The organism is Kitasatospora phosalacinea, assembly GCF_000717185.1.
GTDB lineage: Bacteria > Actinomycetota > Actinomycetes > Streptomycetales > Streptomycetaceae > Kitasatospora > Kitasatospora phosalacinea_A.
Window position 1 is genome coordinate 1 of sequence record NZ_JNYE01000335.1, and the last position, 201, is coordinate 201.

General features: G+C 74.6%; 1 protein-coding gene. It reads right to left on the reverse strand.

What is annotated here, in order from left to right; translation table 11 throughout:
* A partial coding sequence (locus OO57_RS38280) for a hypothetical protein (protein ID WP_033257563.1) occupies nucleotides 1-201 on the reverse strand: 201 nt, incomplete at both ends.

Consider the following 201-nt stretch of genomic DNA (forward strand, 5'->3'; position numbering starts at 1 on the left):
GAACGCCGGGACCAGGTCGCGCTCGATGCACGCCCGGTAGCCGGCCCAGGTGTTCGGGGCCAGCGCCGGCCGTTTCGCCTCCAGCCACTCGTACAGGAACAGCCCGACGCGCAGCGTCCGGTCCTCGTACACGCCCCGGTACTCGGCATCCAGCACCCGCGCCATCTCCCGGGCCGCCTCCGCCCGGCTGGCGAACCCGCC